This window comes from Streptomyces sp. NPDC026538 (genome assembly GCF_055567535.1).
The window spans coordinates 36,805-62,592 of the sequence record NZ_JBVHQG010000016.1; the positions used below are offsets into that span (position 1 = coordinate 36,805).

The window sequence follows — 25,788 nt, forward strand, 5'->3', positions numbered from 1 at the left end:
TTCCCAATTTCTGGAACACGTTCTACGGTGTGCGCCGTCAGGACCGCCCGTCGGGAGCCTGGAGGCGCCGTGCACCTCGACCACACGCCCGAGCAGCAGCGGCTGCGCACCGAACTGCGCGCCTACTTCGCCGGCCTGGTGCCGGACAACGCCTACGCCCGCTACGCCGACCCGGCCGCGCAGAAACGCTTCTACCGGGAGACGATCCGCCGGCTGGGAACGGACGGCTGGCTGGGCGTCGGCTGGCCGAAGGAGTACGGCGGCCGGGGTCTGACCGCGATGGAACAGTTCATCTTCTTCGACGAGGCCGCCCAGGCGGGCGTACCGCTCCCGCTGATGGCGCTGAACACGGTCGGCCCGACGATCATGCGGTACGGCACGGACGAGCAGAAGGCGTACTTCCTGCCCCGCATCCTCTCCGGCGAGATCGACTTCGCCATCGGCTACAGCGAGCCCGACGCAGGCACCGACCTGGCCGCGCTGAAGACCCGGGCCGTCCGCGAGGGCGACGAGTACGTGGTCGACGGCCAGAAGATCTGGACCACCAACGGGGACACCGCCGACTGGGTCTGGCTGGCCACCCGTACCGACCCCGAGGCCCCGCCGCACAAGGGCATCACCATGCTCCTGGTGCCGACCTCCGACCCCGGCTACAGCTGCACCGTGATCAACACCCTCGCCTCGCACGACACCACCGCCAGCTACTACGAGCACATCCGCGTCCCCGTCTCCCGCCGGGTCGGCGAGGAGAACCAGGGCTGGCGGCTGATCACCAACCAGCTCAACCACGAGCGGGTCACCCTCGCAGCCCACGGCACCATGGCGATCCGCGCCCTGCACGACGTCCAGCGCTGGACCATGGAGACCAAGCTCGCCGACGGCCGACGCGTCGTCGACCTGCCCTGGGTGCGCCGCAACCTCGCCCGCACCCACACCCGCCTCGACGCCATGAAGCTGCTGAACTGGCAGATGGTGACCGCCGTCCAGGAGGGCACCCTCACCCCGCAGGACGCCTCCGCCGTCAAGGTCTACGGCTCCGAGACTCGCCGCGACGCCTACGCCTGGCTGATGGAGATCGTCGGTGCGGCGGGCCCGCTGAAGGAGGGCTCGGCCGGCGCGGTCCTCCACGGCGACCTGGAACGCGGCTACCGCTCGGCGGTCATCTTCACCTTCGGCGGCGGCAACAACGAGATCCAGCGCGAGATCATCTCGTGGATCGGACTGGGGATGCCACGGGTCCGGCGTTAGTCTGCGGTCATGAACGGCGACCCCGGGCTGTTCACCCCGGACTCCGTGACCTGGCAGGTGCACGGCGACCCGATGATGTGGGTCGCCGGTGTCCGCGCGCTCTACCTGCAGGCCCTGCACCCGCGCGCGGTGCGCGGGGTGATGGAGAACTCCGACTTTCGCCGCGACGCCTGGGGCCGGCTGATGCGGACCGCGAACTTCGTCGGCACGACGACCTACGGCACGGCGGAGGCCGCCGAGCGGGCCGGGGCGCGGGTGCGGAAGATCCACAGCATGCTGGGCGCGACCGACCCGGACACCGGGGAGCGGTACGGCGTGGACGACCCCGAACTGCTGCTGTGGGTGCACTGCGCCGAGATCGACTCGTATCTGCACGTCCTGCGCCGCTCCGGTTTCCCGCTCACCGACGCCCAGGCCGACCGCTACCTCGCCGAGCACCGGGTCAGCGCCCGCCTGGTGGGCCTCGACCCGGCCGCCGTACCGGCCGACCGGGCGGACATGGCCGCCTACTTCCACAAGGTACGGCCGCTGCTCGCCGCCGGAGCCGACGCACGCGCGGTGGACGACTTCCTGCTCCGCCCCCCGACGCACCCGCTCCTGATACCGGCGCGCGAGGTGCTGTGGCGGCGCGTGGCCCACCTGGCGTACGCCTCTCTGCCGCCGTACGCCCACGAGTTGTACGGCAGACCGGCCCCCGAACCCGCCGTCGTGACCCGGCGACTGCGCGCCACCGGCACCCTGCTGCGCACTGTTCCCGCACGTCTGCGCTGGCAACTCCCGCCCAAACACATCCTGCGCGCCATGGCGAGGCTCGGTCCCGACGCGCGCCCGGCACCGTACAAAGTCGGGCATTAGACCGCCATACTGGACGACCAGGGGAGTGTGTCACGGAACGGGCCGGTCCGACGCGGCCGCACCTTGACCGCGACCCCCTGGGGAGGGCGGGGCTGCAGCGACGGGGGGCGACGGCGCGCGATGGCTGACACCAGGCTGGTCCAGGGGCGGTACCGGCTGCTCGACCTGATCGGACGGGGCGGGATGGGCGAGGTGTGGCGGGCCCGCGACGAATCCCTCGGGCGCCAGGTCGCCGTCAAGTGCCTCAAACCGCTGGGTCCGCACCACGACCAGGCGTTCACCCGCGTCCTGCGCGAACGGTTCCGCCGTGAGGCGAGAGTGGCCGCCGCCCTCTCCCACCGCGGGGTGACCGTGGTCCACGACTTCGGCGAGCACGACGGCATCCTCTACCTCGTGATGGAGCTGCTGGACGGCCGCAACCTCAGCCAGCTCATGGAGGACAACAAGCACCATCCGCTGCCCGTCGGCGACGTCGTCGACATCGCCGAGCAGGTCGCCGCCGCCCTCGCGTACACCCACCAACAGGGCATCGTGCACCGGGACCTGAAACCCGCCAACATCATGCGGCTCACCGACGGCACGGTGAAGCTCTGCGACTTCGGCATCGCCCGCCTCGGCCACGACATCGGCCTCACCTCCCGGCTGACCGGCACCGGCATCGCCATGGGCACCCCGCACTACATGTCACCGGAGCAGATCGGCGGCACCGAGGTCGACCAGCGCAGCGACCTGTACTCCCTGGGCTGCGTGCTGTACGAGATCGCCACCGGGGCGCCGCCGTTCGACCTGGCCGACGCCTGGGCGATCCTCATCGGCCACCGTGACACCCCACCCGCTCCGCCCCGCGCCCACCGCGCCGAACTGCCGGGCTGGTTGGAGAAGGTCGTCCTGGACCTGCTGGCCAAACGGCCCGAGCAACGGCCCTACGATGCCAAGGAGGTGGGCCGCCGGATCACCTCCGGTCGTACGACACCCACGTACGTCCCCACCGTCGCCACCGCGCAGCCCCAGTTCAGGGCCCCGGACACGGCGCTCCGCGAGCCCCGGCTGCCGTCCTGGACCCGAGGCATGACCACCGGCCACAAGGCGACCGGCACCGGCCTGCGCACCACCCCGCCCGACCCCGCGGCCGGGCTCACCGGGGAGTGGACGACCCGCCCGGGCGCCGGCCCCGCCGAACCCCTCCCCGTGGTCCCGGCCCCGGAGGCCGTTGCCGCCCTGGTCGGCCGGCACAACGCCGGGCTCAGCCTCGGCCGGCTCGGGCGCTGGGCCGAGGCCGGCGAGGTGCACCGCGCGGTCGCCGCCGAGCGCGCCGGCCTTCTCGGCCCCGACCACCCGGACACCCTCGCCAGCCGCTACGAGATCGCCTTCACTCTCAGCCGGACCGGGCGCGCCGCCGACGCCCTGCGCGAGTACACCGAGGTCGCCCACGCCCGGGAGCGCGGGCTCGGGGCCGACCACCCCGACACCCTCGCCGCCCGCCAGGAAACGGCCTATGTCCTGGGTCAGTTGGGCCGCCACTTCGAAGCCCATCAGGCGTACACCGCCGTACTCGCCGTCCGGCAGCGGCTGATGGGCCCGGACCATCCCGACACCCTGCGCTGCCGCCACAACCTCGCCTTCAACCTCAGCAGACTGGGCCGGCTGGAGGACTCGTACCGCATGGCCCACGACGTGGCCGTCGCCCGTGCACGTGTCCTTGGCCCACAGCACCCCGACACCCTGGTCACCCGCTACGAAGTCGCCTACGCGCTGGGACAGTTGGGGCGCTGGGAAGAGGCCCTGCGGACCTACCGCGAGGTCGCCGAGGCGCGCTCCCGGGCCCTCGGCCCCGACCACCCCGACACCCTCGCCGCCCGCTACGAGGTCGGCATCAGCCTCGGCCGTCTCGGCCGCAGCGCCGACGCGCTCAGCCTCTACCGTGCCCTGATCGACGACCGCACCCGCGTCCAGGGCCCCGCCCACCCCGAGACCCTGCGCGCCCGCCACGGTCTCGGCGTCAACCTGGGCCGCCTCGCCCGCTGGGAGGAGGCCCTCGCGGAATCCCGGGACGTATGCGCCATCCGCGAACGCGTCCTCGGCCCCGACCATCCCGACACACTGGTCAGCCGCCGAGAGGTCGCGGTGAGCCTGGGCTGGCTGGGCCGCTGGGCGGACGCGCTGACGGAGTACCGGCGGGTGGCCACCGCCCGGGAGCGAGTCCTCGGCCCGGACCACCCGGACACCCTGGCCAGCCGCAACGACGAGGCGCACTGCCTGGAACAATTGGGCCGAGGGGCCGAGGCCGTGGAGCTGTACCGACGTGTGGCGGTACTACGCCAACAGCAAGCATCGGGCGGACGCCTGTAGAACGAGCGCCCCGTCAGGCCGCGGGGCTGTATCCATGTGCGGCTCCGCCCTGTGGGCGCGCCGAGCCCCCGCGATCCGCACTGTCCGAACGGCCCTCCCCGCACGGCGAACCGGCAAGCCTCTTACCCACCTAGATCATCATGTGTTACGAAGAACCATGCCCCCTGCCACCGAACCATCCAGGACCTACGACGCCATCATCGTCGGCGGCGGCCACAACGGCCTGGTCGCGGCGGCCTATCTGGCCCGGGCCGGACGCACCGTACTGGTGCTGGAGCGGCTGGCCCGCACCGGTGGCGCCGCCGTCTCGACCCGCCCCTTCGCCGGTGTCGACGCGCGGTTGTCGCGCTACTCCTACCTGGTCAGCCTGCTGCCCAGGAAGATCGTCCGCGACCTGGGCCTGGACTTCCGGGTCCGCGGCCGCACCATCTCGTCGTACACGCCCGTGGAGCGCAACGGCCGGGCCACCGGACTGCTGGTCGGCGGCGGCGAGCGACGCATCCGCGAGGCGTTCGAACGGCTGACCGGGGGCAAGCAGGAGTACCAGGCCTGGCAGCGGTTCTACGGCATGACCGGCCGGGTCGCCGAGCGCGTCTTCCCGACGCTCACCGGGCCGCTGCCCTCGCGGGAGGAGCTGCGCAGCCGGATCGACGACAAGGAGGCCTGGCGGACCCTGTTCGAGGAGCCCATCGGGGTCGCCATCGAGGAGAACTTCACGGACGACCTGGTGCGCGGGATCGTCCTCACGGACGCGCTCATCGGGACGTTCGCCGACGCCCATGACCCCTCGCTGCGGCAGAACCGCTGCTTCCTCTACCACGTCATCGGCGGCGGCACGGGCGCCTGGGACGTGCCGGTCGGCGGCATGGGCGCCCTCACCGACGCACTGGCCACCGCCGCCCGCTCGGCAGGCGCCGTGCTCGCCACCGGGCACGAGGCGGTACGGATCGAGACGGACGGCCGGGCCGCCGAGGTCGCCTACCGCACCGCCGACGGCGAGGGCGTCGTCGCCGCCCGGCACGTGCTCGTCAACGCCGCCCCGCAGGAACTCGCCGCCCTCACCGGCGACCCGGCCCCGGAGCCCGCCGAGGGCGCCCAGCTCAAGGTGAACATGCTGCTGAAGCGGCTGCCCCGGCTACGCGACACCGCCGTCGACCCGCGCGAGGCGTTCTCCGGCACCTTCCACATCGCCGAGGGCTACGAGCAGCTGGCCACCGCCCACGCCCAGGCGGCGGCCGGCCGGCTCCCCGCCGCCCCGCCCTCCGAGATCTACTGCCACTCCCTGACCGACCCCACGATCCTCGGCCGGGACCTGGTCGAACGCGGCTACCAGACGCTCACCCTCTTCGGCCTGCACACCCCCGCCCGGCTCTTCGCCGCCGACAACGACGCCGTACGCGCCGAACTCCTCAGGTCCACCGTCGCCCAGCTCGACGCCCATCTCGCCGAGCCCCTCGTCGACTGTCTCGCCCTCGACGCGGACGGCCGTCCCTGCATCGAGGCGAAGACCCCCCTGGACCTGGAACGCGACCTGCGCCTCCCCGGCGGCAACATCTTCCACCGCGACCTGTCCTGGCCCTACGCCCAGGACGGCGCAGGCCGCTGGGGCGTGGAGACCCGGCACGCCAATGTCCTGCTGTGCGGGGCGGGCGCGGTACGCGGGGGAGGGGTGAGCGGGGTCCCCGGGCACAACGCGGCGATGGCGGTGCTGGCGGGGGTGTGACGGGCGCCTCGCCCGAACCGGTGGCCGCCGGAGGAACCGGCAGGTCGGAAATCCCACCGGGCGGAGATCTGACAGCAGAGAACTGACACAGCCGAAGACCGGCGGAGCAGAAATCTGACGGAGCATCAGAAAACCTCTTCCGTCGGCCGGTCGACTGCGGCATCCTGCGCCCATGCAGACGGAGCTGAGCAGGACCCTGGGAATCGAGCACGCCGTCTTCGGCTTCACGCCGTTCCCCGCCGTCGCCGCGGCCATCAGCCGGGCCGGTGGGTTCGGGGTGCTCGGCGCGGTCCGCTACACCGCCCCCGACGAGCTCAGACGCGACCTCGACTGGATCGAGGAGCACGTCGACGGGAAGCCGTACGGACTCGACGTCGTGATGCCCGCCAAGAAGGTGGAGAACGTCAGCGAGGCCGACGTCGAGGCGATGATCCCGGACGGGCACCGGCAGTTCGTGCGGGACACCCTCGCCAAGTACGGGGTGCCCGAGCTGGCCGAGGGCGACGCGTCCGGATGGCGGATCACCGGCTGGATGGAGCAGGTCGCCCGCACCCAGCTCGACGTCGCCTTCGACTACCCGATCCGGCTGCTCGCCAACGCCCTCGGCTCCCCGCCCGCCGACGTCATCGACCGCGCCCACGACCAGGACGTCCTGGTCGCCGCGCTCGCGGGCAGCGCCCGGCACGCCGTCAAGCACCGGGACGCGGGCATCGACGTCGTGGTGGCACAGGGCTACGAGGCCGGCGGCCACACCGGCGAGATCGCCACCATGGTGCTCACCCCGGAGGTCGTCGACGCCGTCGCCCCGCTGCCCGTGCTGGCGGCGGGCGGCATCGGCAGCGGACGGCAGGTGGCCGCCGCACTCAGTCTCGGCGCCCAGGGTGTGTGGCTGGGCTCCATATGGCTGACCGCCACAGAGGCCGATCTGACCTCGCCCGGCGTGACGCGCAAACTGCTCGCCGCCGGCTCCGGCGACACCGTCCGCTCCCGCGCCCTGACCGGGAAACCGGCGCGTCAGCTGCGCACCGAGTGGACCGACGCCTGGGACGACCCGAACGGCCCCGGCACCCTCCCCATGCCGCTGCAGGGCCTGCTGGTCGCCGAGGCCGTCACCCGCATCCAGAAGTACGAGGTCGAGCCCCTGCTGGGCACCCCCGTCGGCCAGATAGTCGGCCGCATGACCAGCGAACGCAGCGTCCAGGCCGTCTTCGACGACCTCACCCGCGGCTTCGAGCAGGCCGTCGACCGCATCAACCGCATCGCCGGAAGGAGCGCCAAGTGACCAGCACGCCCCCCGCCGGATTCTGGGCCCAGGCCGCCAGCGAGCCCGACCGCACGGTGCTCGTCGCACCCGACGGCGAGGAATGGACCGCGGGCCGCCTGCACGCAGCCGCCAACAGACTCGTCCACGGACTGCGCGCCGCGGGCCTGGAACGCGGCGACGCCTTCGCGGTCGTGCTGCCCAACGGGCCCGAGTTCCTCGTCGCGTACCTGGCCGCCACCCAGGCCGGCCTCTACCTGGTGCCCGTCAACCACCACTTCGTCGGCCCGGAGATCGCCTGGATCGTCTCCGACTCCGGCGCCAAGGTGCTCATCGCCCACGAACGCTTCGCCGGCCCCGCCCGGCACGCCGCCGACGAGGCCGGCCTCCCGGCCACCCACCGGTACGCCGTCGGGGAGGTCGAGGGCTTCCGGCCGTACGCCGAACTCCTCGCGGGACAGCCCGAGGCGGTGCCCGCCGACCGTGAACTCGGCTGGGTCATGAACTACACCTCGGGCACCACCGGCCGCCCCCGCGGCATCCGCCGCCCGCTGCTCGGCAGGCTCCCGGAGTCGGCCTACCTCGGCGGCTTCCTCGGCATCTTCGGCATCCAGCCCTTCGGCGACAACGTCCACCTCGTCTGCTCGCCGCTCTACCACACGGCCGTCCTGCAGTTCGCGGGCGCGTCACTCCACATAGGCCACCGCCTGGTCCTGATGGACAAGTGGAGCCCCGAGGAGATGCTCCGCCTGATCGACGCACACCGCTGTACCCACACCCATATGGTCCCCACCCAGTTCCACCGCCTGCTCGCCCTCCCCGAACAGGTGCGTTCCCGCTACGACGTCTCCTCCATGCGGCACGCCATCCACGGCGCCGCCCCCTGCCCGGACCACGTCAAGCGGGCGATGCTCGACTGGTGGGGGCCCAGTGTCGAGGAGTACTACGCGGCCAGCGAGGGCGGCGGCGCCTTCGCGACCGCCGAGGACTGGCTGAAGAAGCCCGGTACGGTCGGCAAGGCCTGGCCGATCAGCGAACTCGCGGTCTTCGACGACGACGGCAACCGGCTGCCGCCCGGTGAACTCGGCACCGTCTACATGAAGATGAACACCGGCGGCTTCGCGTACCACAAGGACGAGGCCAAGACGGAGAAGAACCGCATCGGGGACTTCTTCACCGTCGGCGACCTCGGCTACCTGGACGAGGACGGCTACCTCTTCCTCCGCGACCGCAAGATCGACATGATCATCTCTGGCGGGGTCAACATCTACCCCGCCGAGATCGAGTCCGCGCTTCTCTCCCACCCCGCCGTCGCCGACGCCGCCGCCTTCGGCATCCCGCACGACGACTGGGGCGAGGAGGTCAAGGCAGTCGTGGAACCCGCTCCGGGACACGAACCGGGACCCGACCTCGCCGCCGCCCTGCTCGCCCACTGCGCGCAACAGCTCGCCGGCTACAAGCGGCCCAAGACCGTCGACTTCATCACCGAGATGCCCCGCGACCCCAACGGCAAGCTGTACAAGCGGCGGCTGCGCGACCCGTACTGGGAGGGCCGCACCCGCCCGGTGTGAGCACCGGCGGACTCAGAGGTGCCGGCGAGGGTGGTCCTCCAGGTACCCGGCGAGGCCGGCGGCGTCCGTGCCGATCTTGCGGTAGATGCGGGACAGCAACTGCCGTACGCCCTGCTCGGTGAGGCGTAACTCCTTGGCGACCACGGCCACCGGGTGTCCCTTGACGGTCAGTTCGGCGGTCCGGAGTTCCTGGGCGGTCAGTGTGTCCGCCTGCACGTAGCGCAACGGCAACGGGCGCATCCCGGCCGCCGACAGCTCTCCCCTGGCCCGCGCGGCGAGCGCCTCGGCCCCGCAGTGGACGGCTCCTTCCAGCCCCTGGTAGAGCCGGTCGGCGGCCTCCTGGAGCCGCCCGTTGCGGGACAGCGCGGCACCGTGGCCCACCTGGGCGCGGGCGAGTTCGTAGGCGGCCGGCGACTGTTCCAGATGGCCGACGGCCTCCGCGTACAGATGGACGGCCGCGGGCCCGCCGGTCACCTCGGCGAGGGTGTGCAGGGCTTGGCCGACGGCGGAGGCGGCCCCGAACTCCCGGGCCCGCCGCACGGCTTCCTGGGCATGGCCGACCGCCTCCTGGGGGGCGGTGGGGGCGAGCGCGGAGGCGAGCCGTAGCTGCCAGGGGCACCAGGAGGGGTTGCGCCAGGCCCGTCCGTCCAGCCACTCGCCGACCGAGGACAGCAGCAGCGCCGCTTCGGCATGCCGTCCCTCCGCCAGCAGCAGCTCCGCGTACACGGTACGGGGGTCGGGATAGATGACGGCGTTCGGGGCCGTCTCACCGAAGTGGTGCCGGTCGGCGAGGGCACGTGCCTCCGCCACCCGCCCACGGGCGACCAGGGTCTGGATCAGGATGCCGACGGCGAACCACTGGGCGGGCACGGCCCCTTCCACCCTGTCGGCGATCCGCAGACCCTGCAGTTCGAGGTCCTCGGCCTCGGCCAGGCAGCCGCGTCGGTAGCGGATGTAGCCGGCGAGAGTGTGGCCGAGGGCCAGATGGGAGCCGCACCACCCCTTGGCCACACACTCGGCGATCCCCTTGCCGAACAGCTCCTCGGCCTGGCGCGGCCGGTCGCCGTACATGAAGACCAGCGCCACCGAAGCGGGTACCTCGAAGCCCCGGTTCTCGTCGGTCCAGCTCATTCCGCCGTCCAGGGCCTTCTCGGCGTACCCGAGGGCGGTCTGCCGCGGTTCGCCGCGCATAATCGCGTCCCAGGCCCGCAGGCCCAGGATGTAGCGCTCCTCAAGACTGCGGCCAGGAAGGTGCTCGGCCAGCCGCGCCAGCCTCCGCGAGCGCGCGGGTGAGTCCCGGTCGTCGGTGCGGAACATGCCCCAGACGAACTGGTCGGCCTGCATCCGCAGTTTGACGCGCGGATTCGGGGCCTGCCTCGCCTCCTCGGTGGCCACCCGCTCCGCCTCGGCCATCTGGTCGGTGTGGGCCAGAGCCTGCGTCAGCCGGAAGACGACGGAGGCGCGCAGATCGGGGTCGACGTCGGGCTCCGCCAGCGCCTGCCGCAGATGCCGCACCGTGGCCGTGGGTTCGATCAGGAAGGTGGCGCAGGCGAGTTCGTGCAGGATCGCGGCACGGTCCTCGGGAAGCGGCGGCTCCTGCAGCGCGCGGGTCAGCAGCCGCCCGGCCGCCTCGGTGGCCCCGGCACGAAGGTATTCGCGGGCGGCCTCGCGCAGGCACTCGACCGTCTCGGTACTGCCGTCGCAGGGGACCTCCAGCAGGTGGCGGGCGGCGCTGGCCGCGCCGTATCCGGCGGCCAGGACCGCCTGTGCGGCGGCGTCGTGCAGTCCGGCCCGGAAATCCGTGCCGATGGACTCGTAGATGGTCGTGACGATCAGCGGATGGACGAACTCCTGCTCGCCCTCGGGGCCGTGGCCCTCCGCCAGGATCCGCGCCGCGCGCAGTTTCCTGGTCGCCTCCGCCGCGGCCTGCTCGCCGAGGACCGCGATGGTCGCGGCGAGCTGCGGTGCGAAGGGCGACCCGAGTACGGCCGCGGTGTGCGCGAAGCGGACGGTGGCGGTGCCGAGCCGTTCCAGGCGCGCGATCAGCCCCGGGCCCTTGATCGCCGCGGCCAGTTCGCGCATCACCGGCAGGTCGTCCTCGGTGCCGCCCAGTTTCCGCTCGGCGAGACCGATGGCGAGCTCCACCGCTTCGAAGGGGCTGCCGCTCGTCGCCTCCCAGCACTCCTTGCAGAACTGGTCCTCGGCCGCCTCCCCGATCTCGCTCCTGACGATCTGTGCCACGCCGTCGGCGGTGAGCGGCGCCAGGCCGTACGGGCGGTCCCCGTGGCCCGCGACGAGGGCCCGGAATTCACCGGCCTCGGGCGGCAGTTCGTCGGGCCGGTAGGCGACCACGATCAGCAGCGGCAGGTCCTCGACCCGGGAGGCGAAGGAGGTGAGCCAGGTCAGGGACTCGGTGTCCGCCCAGTGCAGGTCGTCCAGGAGCAGGACGACGGGTGCCTGCTGCACCGTGAGGCGCGTCATGACCCAGTCCAGGCCCTCTCGGACCCCGGTCGGATCCGGTGCCGGGACGGCCCCCCGGGCTTCCAGGCCGAGCACGGCGGCGACGATGTCGTACCAGCTGCCCAGGAACGCGTGGAGTTGCGCGTCGTCCATCCTCGCCAGCGAGGGCTGCATCAACTGGCGTACGACGCGGAACGCCGACCCCTGCTCCGACTCGCCGCCCCGGCCCGACAGTACGGTGAGCCCGGATGCCGCGGCCCTGTCCCGGGCCTCAGTGACGAGCGCGGTCTTGCCCAGTCCGGCCCGGCCGGTCAGGGCGAGCAGTCCCCTGCGCCTCGCGCGCGGCACACCGTCCGTGGTTCCCCGAAGCTCCCGGAACGCGGCGTCGAGGGCCTCCAGTTCCCGTTGGCGCTCGATCAACGTCCGCCGGTCGATGATCGATTGCCTAGGCTCCGTCGCCATGTGCCGTACCGCTTTCTGTCGTTCGGCCCAGGGGAGCCGAGCGTACGCCCAGACCAGGTACGGCAGGCCGGTTCGGGCACCAAAGGGTGAATAATGAACTGAGAGCGGGATAATCTCCCATCTTCGGGTATGGGGCTCCGATGGCCAGGTCCCAGTGGCGCCGTCACCGGGGTGTGCCGACAGCCTACGAAGCGGCGGGCACCGACACCACGTCCGCGTACCGTGGCACGGTCCGAGACCAGTGGTAACAGCCCCTGATCCAGCCGATCATGCCCTCCACGTAGCCGACGCCCGCGGGGCTCAACTCCGGCTCGACCTCGGCGTAGAGCCTCTGGAACTCCTCGATCGTGGCGTTGATCTGCTGGATGGCCAGGACGACGGCGGTCTGCAGGGAGCACCGGCGCTCGCGCTGGTGGACCAGGGCCAGATTGATCATTCCGCCCGCCCGCCGTTCCTTCACCGCGGAGAACAGGTCGGGTATCCACACCGCCGCGTCGGCCGACAGCCGTCCCAGCCGCTGTACGACGGGGTGGTGCAGTTCGGCGGCGGAGAGTTCGTACGGCTGGGCGGCCTCGCACAACGGGTAGAACGGCTCGACGCCCGCGGTCAGCGACCGAATCGAGGTGCAGTCGCCTGCCCGTACGAGATAGGGCTGGGCCTGCGCCACCGCCTCGTACAGCAGGCCGTGCACGTACTCACGGCTCTTCCAGGCCCACCGCGCGGCTTGCGCCGGGGTACACCGCTCCCGGACCTGTCGGTACAGGTCGGCCAGGGCGGCGCCGAGGGCGGTGCCGGGCGGCCGGTCGTCCCGCAGGACCGCGATGCTCTCGCACAGCATGGGGACCAGCCTGCCCGGGGAGCGTCGGCCGACGTCCTCGGCACAGTCGTCGAAGATGAACTGGTAGGCGATCTGGATGGCCACGATCTGGAGCAGGTCGGAATCCATGGTGGGACTGTTGTAGGAGGCGAGTTCGGCCGGCCGGGTGTAGGCGATCATCGCCGCCACCCCCGGTTCGCCTGTCAGGCCCCACCTGCGCAGCCAGGCGTCGACGCCGGCGGCGGCCTCGGCTTCATGGGGGTTGCGTTGGAAGGGAAAGGGCATGTGGAGGTGGGTGTCGATCAGGTCGCGGAGGTTGGCGACCGGGGTTTCGTCCAGTACACCGACCGTGATGTCCTCATGTGTTGCCGACAACGTGATCACCTGCCGTTCGGGAGTCCGAGACACGCGGGGTGGCCACGGATCGGGACGCGGGGGAGTCGGCGCGGGGCGTCGCGCCTGACGACATGCGGGAGCGGGCTTCGCAGGCCATGACGAGGGAACGCGGGCCCAGCGTGATCGCCGGTCGGGGGGGTTGTTCGGCGGCGCCGGGCAGATGGCGCAGGCGCCGGCGGCCGGCGATGGTCGCGAGCGCCAGGGTGACCTCCACCATGGCGAACTCGTCGCCGAGGCATTTGCGGTTGCCCGCGGAGAACGGCATCGTCGCGCGGCGCTGTGCGGCGGTGGGCCGCCCCGGCAGCCAGCGGTCGGGGTCGAAACGCTCGGGGTCGGGGAACCACGACGGATCGTGGTGCAGGAGGTAGGGGCTGTAGAGCACGGTGGCCCCCGCGGGCAGCCGGCACCCGGCGAGCTCCGTCTCCCGGGTGGTGACGCGGGTGAAGAGCCAGCCGGGCGAGGAGTGGCGCAGCGTCTCGGAGACGACGCACCGGGTCTGGACGAGGCGCGGCAGGTCGTCCGGGCCGGCCCGGCGGCCGCCGGGGAGGACGGCGTCGAGCTCGGCGTGCACCCGTTGCTCCGCCTCCGGGTGGCGGGCCAGCAGGCTGAAGGCCGCGGCCAGCGCCAGTGCCGAGGTCTCGGCCCCGGTGAGGAGCAGCGTGATCAGGTGGTCGTGGATCTCCTGGTCGGTGATCGCCGCCGACCCGTCGGCGCCGCGCGCGGCCGAAAGCAGCGTGCCGAGCACGTCGTCGCGGTCGGCGCCGAGCCGCCGCCTCGCGATCGCCGTGTCGATGATCGCGTGCAGGCGGGTCAGGGCGCGCCGGTAGCGGCGGTTGGCGGGGGTCGGAACGCGGAAGAGGACGTCGACCGGGACGACCGTGCGGAGGAACAGGCCACGGACGACGTCCGCGAGACAGTCCCGCACCTGTGCGGTCGTCCGGTCGTCCAGGGAGTCGGAGAGCAGGACCCGGCTGATCACCCGGGTCGTGAAGGTCATCATCGACTCGGTGACCGGCACGGTCCCGCCCGCCTGCCATCCCTCGCACACCGACTCGGCCTCCTCGGTAATGAGGTCCGTGTAGGCGGCGACATGGGAGGGGCGGAAGGCCGGTTGCAGCAGCCGGCGCTTGGCCCGGTGGGTCGGCTGGCGGCAGGTGACGAGACCGTCGCCCATCAGCTTCCCGAGCCGGTCGTAGAGCGGGCCCCCTTTGTCGAAGGTGTGCGGATCCATGAGCACCTCGTGGGTCAGCTCCGGGTGGCACACCATCCAGGCACGCTGGGGGCCCAGTCGTATCTCGACCAGATCTCCGTGTGCGGGCAAAGAATTCAGAAACGCCAGCGGCCGCCGGTATAAGGCGATACCGTGACCGAGGAAAGGGAATATGCCGGGAGCAGTACCTGTCGTCCATGTTCGTCTTTGTTCAGGCACGGCGTCGTTCATGGAAACCTCCTGCCCGGTGCTATACGTGAAATGAGTGAACGTGCCTCGCGTTGAACGTCCGAGGCAAGTCCTGCCCAAGTTTCACGTTCCTCGGTTTCCCGAAACCTTTCTCCAGAGGGGCGCACGGGAGCACGTTGAAGCAGAATCCCGATCGTCTGAACGACTGTTGATGCAGTGGGCGTCGACCGGGATTTCCTTGTGTCACTCACGTGCGGTGCCGCCCCATGGGGAACGAGACCCCCGCACTCAGTTTTCGTGCACCCGGACGGATTTCAACGCCGGGGACGAGAGGATGTCGTCCACGGCGCCGCCCTGGCCGCCCCGGACGGAGAGGGCGTCATAACGGGTGGCCACGTCCAGTGTCGTGATCGGCCGCACCCAGGCGCCGCCGACACTGAGCGGGGCGCCCCGCCGCGGCGGTGAGCACGGCGACGGCTGCGACGAGCAGCCGTCTCGCGCGGGTGGTGCGCATCTGATTCCCCCAACGTCGTTGCGGGACAAAGCGGTTGAGCCCGGATGCGGGGAGGTGCGGTGCCATGGTGCTTGACCTCTCCCGGCGACGGGCCGAGGATCATGAGTCATGACGCAGGGACAGGGCAGCACGGTTGACGGAGTGCTGCGGCGCAGCGCCCGGCGCACCCCCGCACGGGTGGCGCTGGAGTACGGCGAGCGCCGGTGGACGTACGGGGAACTCGACGACGCCGTCTCCCGGGCGGCGAGCGTCCTGCTCGACCAGGGCCTCACCCGCGGTGACCGGGTCGGCACCTACGGGCACAACTCGGACGCCTACCTGATCACGTTCCTCGCCTGCGCCCGGGCCGGCCTGGTGCACGTGCCGGTCAACCAGAACCTGACCGGCGACGACCTCGCCTACATCGTCGGCCAGTCCGGCAGCTCACTGATGCTCGCCGACCCGGACCTCGCCGGACGGCTCCCGGACGGCGTACGGGCGCTGCCGCTGCGGGACGCCGGCGGCTCGCTCCTCGCCCGGCTCGCGGACGCGCCGCCGTACGACGGTCCCGAACCGCGCAGCGAGGACCTCGTGCAGTTGCTGTACACCTCGGGGACCACCGCGCTGCCCAAGGGCGCGATGATGACCCACCGCGCGCTGGTGCACGAGTACCTGAGCGCGATCGCCGCCCTCGACCTGAGCGCCGGTGACCGGCCCGCGCACGCGCTGCCGCTCTACCACTCCGCCCAGATGCACGTGTTCCTGCTGCCCTACCTGGCGGTCGGCGCGACCAACATCGTGCTGGACGGCCCGGACGGCGACACCCTCTTCGACCTGGTCGAGGCCGGACGCGTGGACAGCCTCTTCGCACCGCCCACCGTGTGGATCGGGCTGTCCAACCGGCCCGACTTCGCATCGCGTGACCTGAGTGGACTGCGCAAGGCCTACTACGGGGCGTCGATCATGCCGGTGCCCGTCCTGGAGCGGCTGCGTGAACGGCTGCCGAAACTCGCCCTGTTCAACTGCTTCGGGCAGAGCGAGATCGGGCCGCTGGCCACCGTACTGGCACCCGAGGAGCACAAGGGGCGGCTGGACTCCTGCGGCCGTACCGTGCTGTTCGTGGAGGCGCGGGTTGTCGACGAGGACGGCGAGGACGTGCCCGACGGCACGCCCGGCGAAGTCGTCTACCGTTCACCGCAGTTGTGCGAGGGGTACTGGGAGAAGCCCGAGGAGACCCGGGAGGCCTTCCGGGACGGCTGGTTCCACTCCGGCGACCTCGCGGTACGCGACGCCCAGGGCTACCTCACCATCGTCGACCGGGTGAAGGACGTCATCAACTCCGGTGGCGTACTGGTCGCTTCACGACAGGTCGAGGACGCGCTCTACACCCACGAGGCGGTCGCCGAGGCCGCCGTGATCGGGCTGCCCGACGAGCGGTGGATCGAGGCCGTCACGGCGGTCGTCGTGGCGCGCGGCGAGGTCGGCGAGGCCGAGCTGATCGCCCATGTCAAGGAGAAGATCCCCGCCTTCAAGGCGCCCAAGCGCGTGCTGTTCGTGGACGCGCTGCCCCGCAACGCCAGCGGGAAGATCCTGAAGCGGGAGCTGCGGGAGCGGTTCGGGGAAGCCTCATGACAACCCAAGACGTCCGGTTCCATACCTTGCGCGGCTTCCGGTACCACGTCCGCCGTTCACCGGTGGCGTGCACATAGCAGACATGCGCTGCTGCCTCCCCGTCCCCCTCGGCGCACTCGCGGGCATCCCCGGCCCCTGCGAGATGCTGCGCTCCGGTTTCCTGCTCGCACCCGCCCTGCTCAGGTCCGCCACCGCCCCCGCGCCCCGTCAGCCCCGCTCCCTCGCCGCCGTCCACCTGGAGCTGGTCACCCTCACCGAGGACCGCGCCGTCGTCACCTGGCACACCGCCCTGCCCGGCACCGACGACGGCACCGGCCGCATGCTGCCCGCCGTCACGGAGGGCGAGGTCGTCTACGGCACCCATCCCGCCCGCCTGAACCGCACCGTGGGCGAGGACCGTCCCACCGCCCACCACCATGTCGAACTCAGCGGCCTGGAGCCGGGCCAGACGTACTACTACCAGGCCCGCTCCCGGGGCGTGCCCGCCACACCCACCGCGCTGCACCTGGTGCGCGGCAACGCGGCCGGCACCTCCCGGCACGGCCTCGGCTCGCCCGGCGGCCCCTACTCCTTCACCACCCCGCAGCCCCCGCCCGGCCGCCACCTGCTCTCCCTCGCCCTCTGCAACGACCTGCACATCGGCGAGACCGTCGCCGGTCTGGTGGCCGGCGTGCCCTTCCTGCGCGGCGTGGCCCAGCGGGCCGGACGCACCGCCTACCCGGAGCTGATGAGCCGCGCCGTGGTGGACGAGGCCCGTCACCGCGGAGCCGAGCTGCTGCTGGCCGCCGGTGACATCTCCGCCGGCGGCGGCCCCCGCGACCTGGCGGAGGCCCGGCGGATCCTGGACGGCTTCGGCACCCACCGGCGGGACTACCTCGTGGTCCGCGGCAACCACGACCGCGACGCGCGGGAGGGCGACACCTTCCGCCGAGTCTTCGGCACGCCGGACGGTCCAGGCTGCTTCGAACACGACGTGGGCGGGCTGCGGATCATCGGGCTCGACACCTACGACAAGCGCGGGAACGGCGGTGACACGGGCGCTCTCGGGGCCGAGCAACTGTCCTGGTTCCGCCGCCGGCTGCGGGCCCACCGGGAACAGCCCACCGTGGTCTTCGGACACCATCCGCTCACCGTCCGGGACGCCCTCTTCCCGGTGAGCCCCGGCCAGCGCCTCGGCCGCCGCCAGGCCCGCGCGATCCTGCGGGCCTATGCCGCCGCCCCGGGTGTGTTCCTGCACCATGCCGGCCACACCCATCGCAACAAGCGCACCCATGTGTCCCTCGCCCCCCAGGTGACCCTGCAGGAGGTCGGTGCCGCCAAGGAGTACCCCGGCGGGTTCTTCCTGCTGCGCATCCACTCCGGCGGGTACGCCCTGAACTTCTTCCGGGCCCGTCACGCCGAGGCCCTGGAGTGGAACGAGCGCAGCCGGCGCCAGGCCGGGGGAGTCTGGCCCTACCACGCGCTCGGCCGAACGGTGGCAGACCGCAACAGCGTGGCCGTCCGCGACCTGTCCGGCATCAGCCGCCCGGCACAGCCGTCCGCGCCGCCCCGTTCGCCCCAAGGGATGACGGCCGACCCGAACCCCCGCCAGGATGTGGCCTGAGACACGGCGCCTCCGTAGCGTGGACGCATGTCGACCCTGTGGGAACTCATGCACGACTGCATCCCTGACGACCACGCCCGCCAGGTCACCTCCCGCTACTACCTCGACGAGGCCATGAGCTCGCCGAGGGCCCCGGACCGGGTGGTCGACCTCGGATGCGGGCGGGGCACCTCGGCCGGGCTCTTCCGACGGCACGCCCCGGACGTGCGGTGGGTGGGGCTCGACATCCGCGACTCCCCGGAAGCCGCACAGCGCTCGCCCGGCGGCGACCCGGTGGTGTACTTCGACGGCGTCAACATGCCCTTCCGCTCCGGCGCCGTGCCGCTGGTCTACTCGCACCAGGTCTTCGAACACGTCGCCCGGCCCAGGGAACTGCTCGCGGAGGTGGGCCGGGTGCTGCGTCCGGGCGGACTGTTCATCGGCAGCACCTCCCAGTTCGAGCCCTACCACTCCTTCAGCCTGTGGAACTACACGCCGTACGGCTTCCGGGTGCTGGTGGAGGAGGCCGGGCTGGCCCTGGAGGAGATCCGGCCCTCGCTGGACGGCGTGACGCTGATCATGCGCACCTACCACTCATCGCGGAAGAAGGAGTACGGCCGGTTCTGGCAGACGGAGTCGCCGCTCAACACGGAGATCGACACCTGGGCACGCAAGAGCGGGCGCCACACGGCCCTGGTGAACCTGCGCAAGCTCACCTTCTGCGGCCAGTTCGCGTTCCGGGTGAGCAAGCCGGCCCCGCGGACCTGAGCCGCCGCCCGCGCGGCTGGGCCCCGCCGAACTCCGTTGCCGTACCGCGCCGCCGTCCCCCATGATCGGCCTCATGCCCACCTTCACCGCGGCGGACGGGACCCGCCTCACCTACCACGTCCGGGGCGAGGGCGAACCGCTCGTCGTGCTGCCCGGCGGACCCATGCGCGCCTCCGCCTACCTGGGGGACCTGGGCGGCCTGACAGCCCACCGCCGGCTGATCCTGCTCGATCTGCGCGGGACCGGCGACTCCGCGGCGCCCGCCGACCCGGATTCGTACCGCTGCGACCAACAGGTCGACGACGTGGAGATGTTGCGGACCCACATAGGGCTCGACCACATGGACGTACTGGCGCACTCGGCGGGCGCGAGCCTGGCGATCCTGTACGCGGCGGCCCGACCGCACCGGGTACGGCGGCTCGCGCTGATCACCGGCAACCCCTCGGCCCTCGGCCTGCGGACCACCCCGGAGGAACGCCTGGCGGCGGCCCGGCAGCGGGCCACGGAGCCCTGGTTCGCCGAAGCGTTCCCCGCGCTGGAGGCCTGGCTGAACGGCACCGGGGACTTCGACGAGGCGTTCATGCCCTTCTTCTACGGCCGTTGGGACGACACCGCCCGGGCCCATGACGCGGCCGCCGAGGAACAGACCAACGACGAGGCCGGCGAACGCTACTTCGCCGACGGCGCCTTCGCCCCCGACGCCACCCGGAGAGCCCTGCGCGCCCTCACCGCCCGCGTCCTGCTGTACGCGGGCGAACTCGACGGTGGACCCAGTCCCGCACTGGTCCGGCGCGCCGCCGCGGCCTTCCCGAACGCCGAGGTCATCGTGCAGCCCGGAGCCGCCCACTACCCCTGGCTCGACGACCCCGAGGAGTTCGTCCGCCGTACCGTCGGTTTCCTGGACGCCTGAGCCGGGATCGGTTCCGCGGCCTACCGGTCGGCGGCCACCGCCACCTCCCGGGCCCACCGGTAGTCCGCCTTGCCGCTCGGTGACCGCTGGATGGACTCGGCGATCACCAGCTGACGGGGGATCTTGTAGCCGGCCAGCTGGGTACGGCAGTGGGTCTGGATGTCCGCGAGAGAGGGCTGACCGGCGCCCTCGCGCAGCTGCACCACGGCCGCCACATGGTTGCCCCACTGGGCGTCCGGCACCCCGGCCACCAGCGCGTCGTAGACGTCCGGATGGGACTTGAGCGCCTGTTCGACCTCCTCCGGGTACACCTTCTCGCCGCCGGTGTTGATGCACTGCGAGCCCCGGCCGAGCACCGTGACGACGCCGTCCTCGTCGACCGTGCCCATGTCGCCGAGGAGCACCCAGCGCCGGCCGTCCTTCTCGAAGAAGGTCTCGGCCGTTTTCCGCGGGTCGTTGTAGTAGCCGAGCGGGACATGGCCGCTCTGCGCGACCCGGCCGATCTCGCCGACCGCGACCGGCTCATGGGTGGCCGGATCGACCACCTGCGTACGGGAGTTCACGCGGACGCGGAACCGACTGCCGGCGCCGGAGTCGTTCGTCGCGGTGCCGTTGAAGCCGGACTCGGAGGACCCGAAGTTGTTCAGCAGCATGCAGTTGGGGACGAGTTCGCTGAACTGCCGGCGCACGGTCTCGGAGAGGATCGCGCCGGAGGAGGAGACGCTGAACATGGAGGAGCAGTCGGTGCCCTTCAACGGCCCTTTCAGGGCGTCGATCAGCGGGCGCAGCATCGCGTCGCCGACCAGCGACATGCTGGTGACCTTCTCCTTCTCGACGGTCCGCAGCACCTCCTCGGGCACGAACTTGCGGTGGATCACCACCCGCTGCCCGAAGTTGAAGCCGATGAAGGTGGTCAGCGTCGACGTGCCGTGCATCAGCGGGGGAGTGGGGAAGAAGGTGATCCCCGTGCCGCCCGCCGCGACCCGCTCCGCCAGCTCCTCCGGCCGCTTCACCGGCTCGCCGGTCGGCGCGCCACCCCCCAACCCCGCGAAGAACAGGTCTTCCTGACGCCACATCACACCCTTGGGCATTCCGGTGGTGCCGCCGGTGTAGATGATGAACTGGTCGTCCGCGGAACGTGCCGGGAAGCCCCGTCCGGGCGACCCCGCCGCCTCGGCCTCCGCGAAGGACAGGGCCTTCGGGCCCGACTCCGCCTCGCCCACCCGCACCAGGTGCCGCAGCTTCGGCGCCCGCGGCAGCGCCGCCGCCACCCGGTCGTCGAACTCCGCGTCGAAGACCAGCGCTACCAAGTCGGCGTCCTGGTAGAGGTAGGCCAACTCCTCCTCGACGTACCGGTAGTTGACGTTGACCGGCACGATGCGGGCTTTGAGGCAGCCAAGTACCGTCTGGAGGTACTCGACCCCGTTGTAGAGGTGCAGCCCGAGGTGCTCGCCCGGGCGGATCCCGCTGTCGGCCAGATGGTGGCCGATGCGGTTGGCCGCCGCGTCCAGCTCCGCGTAGGTCAGCCGGCGTTCCGCACCCGTGCCGGGGTGGTCGAGGTACACGAGCGCCTCGCGGTCCGCGGCCACGTCGACGACCGACTCGAACAGGTCGGCAAGGTTGTACTCCACCGCTCCTCCTGACCCCGGCAAACCATGGCGAAGAAAGGCGCACTTGTCGGTTCGCCGGTCATCAGAGCAAAGGGCGCGGCAAGTGGGAAGGGTTCACGCGAAGAAATCTGACTGCCTGTCAGAAAACCCTTGAAGTGCCTCCCGCCCTACTGCAACCTGTTCTCGTTCCGGCAGAGGGGAGAGGTCCATGGGTGGGACGGAACACCTCACCGTACGGCGCGAGGGCGCCACACTGGTGCTCACGCTCAACAGGCCCGAGGCCAAGAACGCGCTCTCGATCTCCATGCTCGTCGGCCTGTACGACGGCTGGATCGAGGCCGACGAGGACGACGAGGTCCGCTCGATCGTGCTCACCGGAGCCGGCGGCGCCTTCTGCGCCGGGATGGACCTCAAGGCGCTGGCCGGACAGGACATGGCGGGCGAGCACCTGCGCGACCGGCTGAAAGCAGATCCGGACCTGCACTGGAAGGCCATGCTCCGCCACCATCGCCCGCGCAAACCGGTGATCGCCGCCGTCGAGGGTTACTGCGTCGCGGGCGGCACCGAGATCCTGCAGGGCACCGACATCAGGGTCGCGGGCGAGTCCGCGACCTTCGGCCTGTTCGAGGTCAGACGCGGGCTCTTCCCGATCGGCGGCTCCACGGTCCGGCTGCAACGCCAGATCCCGCGCACCCACGCCCTGGAGATGCTGCTCACCGGACGGCCGTACACCGCCCGCGAGGCCGCCGGCATCGGGCTCGTCGGCCATGTCGTCCCGGACGGCGGCGCGCTCGACAAGGCCCTGGAGATCGCCGAGCAGATCAACGCGTGCGGGCCGCTGGCGGTCGAGGCGGTCAAGGCGTCCGTGTACGAGACCGCCGAGTTGACCGAGACCGACGGGCTCGCCGCCGAACTCAAGCGCGGCTGGCCGATCTTCGACACCGCCGACGCGAAGGAAGGCGCCCGCGCCTTCGCGGAGAAGCGACCGCCCCTCTACCAGCGTCACTGAAGGAGACCGGGCATGCCAGAAGTCCTCAAAGCGCCCCTCGTCGTCGAGTTCCCCTTCACCCGTTCCCTCGGCCCGGTCCAGAGCGCATTCCTCACCGGCCTGCGGGAACGTGTCGTCCTCGGGGTGAAGACCGGCGACGGCCGCGTACTCGTCCCACCTGTGGAGTACGACCCGGTCACCGCCGAGGAGATCCGAGACCTGGTCGAGGTCGCCCCCACCGGCACCGTCACCACCTGGGCCTGGAACCACGAACCCCGCCGCGGGCAGCCCCTGGACACCCCCTTCGCCTGGGTCCTGGTCCGCCTCGACGGCGCCGACACCGCCCTGCTGCACGCCCTCGACGCCCCCGGCCCCGACACCGTCCGCACCGGCATGCGAGTCCGTGTCCGCTGGGCCGAGGAACGGTCGGGCGCCATCACCGACATCGCCTGCTTCGAACCGTACGACGGTGGGACGGCCGAACCGGTCGGCCACAGCGGCGAGTTCGAGGACGCCGTGCACGGCATCGTCGCCCATGCCCGCCTCGACTACACCTACTCGCCCGGCCGCGCCCAGTCCGCCTACATCGACGCCCTGTCCACCCGGCGGACCTACGGCGAGCGCTGCCCCACCTGCCGCAAGGTGTACGTCCCGCCGAGGGGTGCGTGCCCCACCTGCGGGGTGGCCACAGCGGAACAGGTCGAAGTGGGCCCCCGGGGCACGGTCACCACGTTCTGCATCGTCAACATCAAGGCGAAGAACCTCGACATCGAGGTGCCGTACGTCTACGGGCACATCGCCCTCGACGGCGCCGGCCTCGCCCTGCACGGCCGGATCGGCGGCATCCCCTACGACCAGGTGCGGATCGGCCTCAGGGTCGAACCGGTGTGGACCGAGGGGGCCCGCTACCCCGACCACTACCGGCCCACCGGCGAACCCGACGCGGACTACGACACCTACAAGGAGCTGCTGTGACCGCACCGACGCGGGACATCGCGGTCGTCGCCTTCGCGCAGACCGACCACCGGCGCACCAGCGAGGAGCTCTCCGAGGTCGAGATGCTCATGCCGGTGCTGCACGACGTCCTCCAGCAGACCGGGCTGCGCACCGCCGACATCGGCTTCACCTGCTCCGGCTCCAGCGACTACCTGGCCGGCCGCGCCTTCTCCTTCACCCTCGCCCTCGACGGCGTCGGCGCCTGGCCGCCGATCTCCGAGTCGCACGTCGAGATGGACGGCGCCTGGGCGCTGTACGAGGCGTGGACCAAGCTGCTCACCGGGGACGCGGACACCGCGCTCGTCTACTCGTACGGCAAGTCCTCACCCGGCTCGGTCCGGGACGTGCTCACCCGCCAGCTCGACCCCTACTACGTGGCCCCCCTCTGGCCGGACTCCGTCGCCCTCGCCGCGCTCCAGGCGCAGGCCCTCATCGACGCGGGCGAGACCGACGAGCCGGCGCTGGCCGCCGTCGGCGCCCGCAGCAGGGCCGATGCGCAGGCCAACGCCCACGCCCAGCTGCGGGGTCCGGTGCCGCAGGGCGACTACCTCGTTCGGCCGCTGCGCACCGGCGACTGCCCGCCCATCGGCGACGGGGCCGCCGCGGTGATCCTCGCGGCCGGGGAGCGGGCCCGCGAGCTGTGCTCCCGGCCCGCCTGGATCCGGGGCATGGACCACCGCATCGAGGCGCACGGCCTCGGCGTCCGCGACCTGACCGACGCACCGTCCGCCCGGCTCGCCGCCGAGCGGGCGGGCGCCTTCGAACGGCCCGTGGACACCGCCGAACTGCACGCGCCGTTCAGCTCGCAGGAGGTCGTGCTCCGCAAGGCGCTGCGGCTCGGCGACGACGTACGGGTGAACCCGTCCGGCGGGGCCCTCGCCGCCAACCCGATCATGGCCGCCGGGCTGATCCGCATCGGCGAGGCCGCCGCCCGCATCCACCGCGGCGACTGTGACCGCGCCCTCGCCCACGCCACCTCCGGGCCCTGTCTGCAGCAGAACCTGGTCGCCGTACTCGAAGGGGACCCACTGGAGAGCCCCGCCCAGGAAGGGGATCCGCGATGACCAAGGAACCCGTGGCCGTCGTAGGGGTCGGCCAGACCAAGCATGTGGCGGCCCGGCGGGACGTGTCGATCGCCGGGCTGGTCCGGGAGGCCGCGCGACGCGCCCTCGACGACGCCGAGTTGGACTGGGCCGACATCGATGCCGTCGTCATCGGCAAGGCCCCCGACTTCTTCGAGGGCGTGATGATGCCCGAGCTGTACCTGGCCGACGCGCTCGGGGCGGTCGGCAAACCCATGTTGCGGGTCCACACGGCGGGATCCGTCGGCGGCTCCACGGCACTCGTCGCGGCCAACCTCGTCGCCGCCCGTGTCCACTCCACCGTGCTGACCCTCGCCTTCGAAAAGCAGTCCGAGTCCAACGCCATGTGGGGACTGTCCCTGCCGATCCCCTTCCAGCAGCCGCTGCTGGCGGGCGCGGGCGGTTTCTTCGCCCCGCACGTGCGGGCCTACATGCGGCGCAGCGGCGCACCCGACACCGTCGGCTCGCTGGTCGCCTACAAGGACCGCCGCAACGCCCTCAAGAACCCCTACGCCCACCTCCACGAGCACGACATCACCCTGGAGAAGGTCCAGGCGTCCCCCATGTTGTGGGACCCCATCCGCTACTCGGAGACCTGCCCGTCCTCCGACGGCGCCTGTGCCATGGTCCTCACCGACCGGGCCGGGGCCGCGCGCTCCCCGAAACCGCCCGCCTGGATGCTGGGCGGCGCCATGCGCAGCGAACCCACCCTCTTCGCGGGCAAGGACGCCGTCTCGCCGCAGGCCGGCAAGGACTGCGCGGCCGACGTCTACCGCCAGGCCGGGATCGCGGACCCGCGCCGGGACATCGACGCCGTCGAGATGTACGTGCCGTTCTCCTGGTACGAGCCCATGTGGCTGGAGAACCTCGGCTTCGCCGCGGAGGGCGAGGGCTGGAAACTCACCGAATCGGGTGTCACCGAACTCGACGGGGACCTCCCCGTCAACATGTCGGGCGGAGTGCTCTCCACCAATCCGATCGGCGCCTCCGGCATGATCCGCTTCGCCGAGGCCGCCCTCCAGGTCCGCGGCCTGGCCGGAGAACACCAGGTGGACGGCGCCCGCAGGGTGCTCGGGCACGCCTACGGCGGCGGCTCCCAGTTCTTCTCGATGTGGCTGGTGGGCGCCATGGCCCCCGACTCCTGAAAGGACCCCGTCACGTGGCCTGTTGAGTGCCGGAACCGAAA

At 71.7% G+C, this 25,788-nt stretch carries 18 protein-coding genes; 14 read left to right on the forward strand and 4 right to left on the reverse strand.

Going from position 1 to position 25,788, the window contains the following annotated elements:
- The first annotated feature begins 69 nt into the window (after positions 1-69).
- From ACZ4N4_RS42135 to ACZ4N4_RS42160, 6 genes are all read left to right on the forward strand, one after another.
- On the forward strand, positions 70-1,248 hold the full coding sequence (locus tag ACZ4N4_RS42135; protein ID WP_467599158.1) for an acyl-CoA dehydrogenase family protein: 1,179 nt from the start codon (positions 70-72) through the stop codon (positions 1,246-1,248).
- 9 nt (positions 1,249-1,257) lie between these two features.
- On the forward strand, positions 1,258-2,103 hold the full coding sequence (locus tag ACZ4N4_RS42140; protein ID WP_467599161.1) for an oxygenase MpaB family protein: 846 nt from the start codon (positions 1,258-1,260) through the stop codon (positions 2,101-2,103).
- Between the two features lie 120 nt (positions 2,104-2,223).
- Positions 2,224-4,452: a serine/threonine-protein kinase gene (locus tag ACZ4N4_RS42145; protein ID WP_467599164.1), complete on the forward strand. Its 2,229-nt coding sequence runs from the start codon at positions 2,224-2,226 to the stop codon at positions 4,450-4,452.
- Between the two features lie 157 nt (positions 4,453-4,609).
- Positions 4,610-6,175 (forward strand): phytoene desaturase family protein, encoded by a 1,566-nt coding sequence (locus tag ACZ4N4_RS42150; RefSeq protein ID WP_467599167.1) that lies wholly within the window; start codon positions 4,610-4,612, stop codon positions 6,173-6,175.
- 172 nt (positions 6,176-6,347) lie between these two features.
- Complete coding sequence (locus ACZ4N4_RS42155; RefSeq protein WP_453575634.1) at positions 6,348-7,457, forward strand: nitronate monooxygenase; 1,110 nt, start codon at positions 6,348-6,350, stop codon at positions 7,455-7,457.
- Positions 7,454-9,007: an acyl-CoA synthetase gene (locus tag ACZ4N4_RS42160; protein WP_467599170.1), complete on the forward strand. Its 1,554-nt coding sequence runs from the start codon at positions 7,454-7,456 to the stop codon at positions 9,005-9,007. The genes ACZ4N4_RS42155 and ACZ4N4_RS42160 overlap by 4 nt, the downstream gene beginning before the upstream one ends.
- A gap of 12 nt (positions 9,008-9,019) precedes the next feature.
- Here the strand turns inward: ACZ4N4_RS42160 and ACZ4N4_RS42165 are convergent, their stop codons facing one another.
- The 3 genes from ACZ4N4_RS42165 to ACZ4N4_RS42175 all read right to left on the reverse strand — a co-directional run bounded on the left by ACZ4N4_RS42165 (position 9,020) and on the right by ACZ4N4_RS42175 (position 14,583).
- Positions 9,020-11,929 carry an ATP-binding protein gene (locus ACZ4N4_RS42165; protein WP_467599173.1) on the reverse strand — a complete coding sequence of 970 codons (2,910 nt, stop codon included), beginning with the start codon at positions 11,927-11,929 and terminating at the stop codon, positions 9,020-9,022.
- Positions 11,930-12,113: 184 nt separating this feature from the next.
- Positions 12,114-13,121, reverse strand: coding sequence for a (-)-alpha-amorphene synthase (locus tag ACZ4N4_RS42170; protein WP_453575643.1), 1,008 nt, complete (start codon positions 13,119-13,121; stop codon positions 12,114-12,116).
- Positions 13,105-14,583 (reverse strand): cytochrome P450, encoded by a 1,479-nt coding sequence (locus ACZ4N4_RS42175; protein WP_467599178.1) that lies wholly within the window; start codon positions 14,581-14,583, stop codon positions 13,105-13,107. Before ACZ4N4_RS42175 ends, ACZ4N4_RS42170 begins: the two co-directional genes overlap by 17 nt.
- Positions 14,584-15,163: 580 nt before the next feature.
- Here ACZ4N4_RS42175 and ACZ4N4_RS42180 point away from each other — a divergent pair.
- The 4 genes from ACZ4N4_RS42180 to ACZ4N4_RS42195 all read left to right on the forward strand — a co-directional run bounded on the left by ACZ4N4_RS42180 (position 15,164) and on the right by ACZ4N4_RS42195 (position 19,926).
- Positions 15,164-16,666 (forward strand): acyl-CoA synthetase, encoded by a 1,503-nt coding sequence (locus tag ACZ4N4_RS42180; protein ID WP_467599181.1) that lies wholly within the window; start codon positions 15,164-15,166, stop codon positions 16,664-16,666.
- Between the two features lie 67 nt (positions 16,667-16,733).
- Positions 16,734-18,269 (forward strand): purple acid phosphatase family protein, encoded by a 1,536-nt coding sequence (locus ACZ4N4_RS42185; RefSeq protein ID WP_467599184.1) that lies wholly within the window; start codon positions 16,734-16,736, stop codon positions 18,267-18,269.
- Positions 18,270-18,296: 27 nt separating this feature from the next.
- Positions 18,297-19,016, forward strand: coding sequence for a class I SAM-dependent methyltransferase (locus tag ACZ4N4_RS42190; RefSeq protein ID WP_450766582.1), 720 nt, complete (start codon positions 18,297-18,299; stop codon positions 19,014-19,016).
- 73 nt (positions 19,017-19,089) lie between these two features.
- Positions 19,090-19,926, forward strand: a complete 837-nt coding sequence (locus ACZ4N4_RS42195; RefSeq protein ID WP_467599188.1) for an alpha/beta fold hydrolase — start codon at positions 19,090-19,092, stop codon at positions 19,924-19,926.
- Positions 19,927-19,946: 20 nt separating this feature from the next.
- Here ACZ4N4_RS42195 and ACZ4N4_RS42200 read toward each other — a convergent pair whose 3' ends face one another.
- A complete protein-coding gene (locus ACZ4N4_RS42200; RefSeq protein ID WP_467599191.1) occupies positions 19,947-21,557 on the reverse strand; it encodes an acyl-CoA synthetase in 1,611 nt (536 codons plus the stop codon).
- Positions 21,558-21,744: 187 nt separating this feature from the next.
- Between ACZ4N4_RS42200 and ACZ4N4_RS42205 the strand changes: the two genes are divergently transcribed.
- The 4 genes from ACZ4N4_RS42205 to ACZ4N4_RS42220 are packed head-to-tail and all read left to right on the forward strand — an operon-like array spanning position 21,745 to position 25,747.
- Positions 21,745-22,545 carry a crotonase/enoyl-CoA hydratase family protein gene (locus tag ACZ4N4_RS42205; protein ID WP_453575660.1) on the forward strand — a complete coding sequence of 267 codons (801 nt, stop codon included), beginning with the start codon at positions 21,745-21,747 and terminating at the stop codon, positions 22,543-22,545.
- A 12-nt stretch (positions 22,546-22,557) separates the two neighbouring features.
- Positions 22,558-23,499 carry a Zn-ribbon domain-containing OB-fold protein gene (locus ACZ4N4_RS42210; protein ID WP_467599195.1) on the forward strand — a complete coding sequence of 314 codons (942 nt, stop codon included), beginning with the start codon at positions 22,558-22,560 and terminating at the stop codon, positions 23,497-23,499.
- A complete protein-coding gene (locus tag ACZ4N4_RS42215; protein WP_453575665.1) occupies positions 23,496-24,584 on the forward strand; it encodes a thiolase domain-containing protein in 1,089 nt (362 codons plus the stop codon). The genes ACZ4N4_RS42210 and ACZ4N4_RS42215 overlap by 4 nt, the downstream gene beginning before the upstream one ends.
- Positions 24,581-25,747 carry a thiolase domain-containing protein gene (locus ACZ4N4_RS42220; protein ID WP_467599198.1) on the forward strand — a complete coding sequence of 389 codons (1,167 nt, stop codon included), beginning with the start codon at positions 24,581-24,583 and terminating at the stop codon, positions 25,745-25,747. Before ACZ4N4_RS42215 ends, ACZ4N4_RS42220 begins: the two co-directional genes overlap by 4 nt.
- The last annotated feature ends 41 nt before the right edge of the window (positions 25,748-25,788 follow it).